Source organism: Brachybacterium sp. AOP29-B2-41, assembly GCF_052378395.1.
Classification (GTDB): domain Bacteria; phylum Actinomycetota; class Actinomycetes; order Actinomycetales; family Dermabacteraceae; genus Brachybacterium.
This window is the reverse complement of sequence record NZ_JBQSXR010000060.1, coordinates 1-567: the sequence shown is the minus strand read 5'-3', so window position 1 is coordinate 567 and position 567 is coordinate 1. Positions and strand designations below refer to the sequence as shown.

At 70.9% G+C, this 567-nt stretch carries 1 pseudogene; it reads right to left on the bottom strand.

What is annotated here, in order from left to right:
* A pseudogene (locus tag ACT3T9_RS18865) lies at nucleotides 1-445 on the bottom strand (ISL3 family transposase); the annotation flags it as partial.
* Between the last annotated feature and the right edge of the window lie 122 nt (nucleotides 446-567).

The following is a 567-nucleotide window of genomic DNA, read 5'->3' as shown; positions in this document are numbered from 1 at the left end:
CGTCGTTGGCGGTGTCCCAGGCCACCCCGAGCCCCTCGGCGACCCGAGCCACGGTCAGGTGCTGGACCACGATCCCTTCCAGCGCCCACCGCAGAGCGCGCCGAGACAACTTGGCCCGGGGCTCGGCCGCGGCGGTGGTGTCCTGGCGCCACACATACCCGCAGCCGCTGCAGCGGTAACGGCGCACGACGACCTCCAGCGTCGTGGGCCGCCAGCCCAGTGGTTCGTGGGCAAGCCGTCGGACCACGGTGTCACGTGGTCTCCCTTCGCAGCCGCAGCGCCGGCACCACTGGTCGGGCTCGACCACCTGACAGGCCAATACGGCACGATCCGGCTCGAGTCGCTGCCCGGTGACAACGAGGCCGAGTTCGTCGAGGCGGCAGAAGGCAGTCAGGTCGGGGCTGGCGAACGCATCAGCGCGCCCGCCGACGGTAGCGTCGTGCACGTCGAGGTCTTTCGGGCTGAGTGTGTAGGAGCTCTCATCCTCGGGAGACCTCGACCCTCACCCCGACACCGACGCGCCGGCCCGCCGCGCGACGTGCGCTACACCCTCATCTGGGAAGAGCC